Source organism: Vibrio wakamikoensis, assembly GCF_050337275.1.
In the GTDB taxonomy this organism is placed as follows: domain Bacteria; phylum Pseudomonadota; class Gammaproteobacteria; order Enterobacterales; family Vibrionaceae; genus Vibrio; species Vibrio chaetopteri.
This window is the reverse complement of record NZ_JAKJST010000006.1, coordinates 1-1,613: the sequence shown is the minus strand read 5'-3', so window position 1 is coordinate 1,613 and position 1,613 is coordinate 1. Positions and strand designations below refer to the sequence as shown.

Below are 1,613 nucleotides of genomic sequence, written 5' to 3'. Positions count from 1 at the left end.
AATGGTGACGACTTGGGTGTCACCTTTTGATAAGTGTTGATACGACGCATGGCTTGGATCGAACGTGTAACTGCCATCAGGATTGAACGTCAGCCCATCAATCGGATTTGAGGTGCTGTAAGTCAGTAAGTCTTGGTCAACATCCGTTGCCACCATTTGACCTTGGAAGACCGCGCCATCTTCTTTCACTGATTGTGATTGGCCAGACATCACTGGCAAGTCGTTGGTGCCTGTRATCGTGAACTTGAGCTGCTCTCGATGCGAGCCGCCCGCCGTATCGGTCACTGTCACCATAGTGGTGACGACTTGGGTGTCACCTTTTGACAGGTGTTGATACGAGGTGTGGCTTGGATCGAACGTGTAACTGCCATCAGGATTGAACGTCAGACCGTCAATCGGATTTGAGGTGGAGTAAGTCAGTAAGTCTTGGTCAACATCCGTTGCCACCATTTGACCGTGGAAGACCGCGCCATCTTCTTTCACTGATTGTGATTGGCCAGCCATCACTGGCAAATCATTGGTGCCTGTGATGGTGAACTTGAGAAGTTCTCGATGCGAGCCGCCCGCCGTATCGGTCACTGTCACCATAGTGGTGACGACTTGGGTGTCACCTTTTGATAAATGTTGATACGACGCATGGCTTGGATCGAACGTGTAACTGCCATCAGGATTGAACGTCAGCCCATCAATCGGATTTGAGGTGCTGTAAGTCAGTAAATCGTGGTCAACATCTGTTGCCACCATTTGGCCGTGGAAGACCGCGCCATCTTCTTTCACTGATTGCGACTGCCCTGCCATCACTGGCAAGTCATTGGTGCCTGTGATCGTGAATTTGAGCTGCTCTCGATGCGAGCCGCCCGCCGTATCGGTCACCGTCACCATAGTGGTAACGACTTGGGTGTCATCTTTTGATAAGTGTTGATACGACGCATGGCTTGGATCGAACGTGTAACTGCCATCAGGATTGAATGTCAGCCCATCAATCGGATTTGAGGTGGTGTAAGTCAGTAAATCGTGGTCAACATCTGTTGCCACCATTTGACCGTGGAAGACCGCGCCATCTTCTTTCACTGATTGTGATTGGCCAGCCATCACTGGCAAGTCGTTGGTGCCTGTGATGGTGAACTTGAGCTGTTCTCGATGCGAGCCGCCCGCCGTATCGGTCACTGTCACCATAGTGGTGACGACTTGGGTGTCACCTTTTGATAGGTGTTGATACGAGGTGTGGCTTGGATCGAACGTGTAACTGCCATCAGGATTGAACGTCAGACCGTCAATCGGATTTGAGGTGGTGTAAGTCAGTAAGTCTTGGTCAACATCCGTTGCCACCATTTGACCTTGGAAGACCGCGCCATCTTCTTTCACTGATTGTGATTGGCCAGCCATCACTGGCAAATCATTGGTGCCTGTGATGGTGAACTTGAGCTGTTCTCGATGCGAGCCGCCCGCCGTATCGGTTACTGTGACCATGGTGGTGACGACTTGGGTGTCACCTTTTGCCAAATGCTGATAGGAAGCATGTTTTGGATCGAAGGTGTAGCTGCCATCTGGGTTGAATATCAGGCCATCAATTGGATTGGAAATGGTGTACGTGAGTAGGTCTTGATCAATAT

The 1,613-nt window shown here is 50.6% G+C and carries 1 protein-coding gene; it reads right to left on the bottom strand.

All coding sequences use genetic code 11. From position 1 onward, the window contains the following. Positions 1–1,613, bottom strand: a 1,613-nt coding sequence (locus L4C42_RS00430) for a cadherin-like domain-containing protein (RefSeq protein ID WP_429758886.1), incomplete at both ends; no start/stop codon positions are given.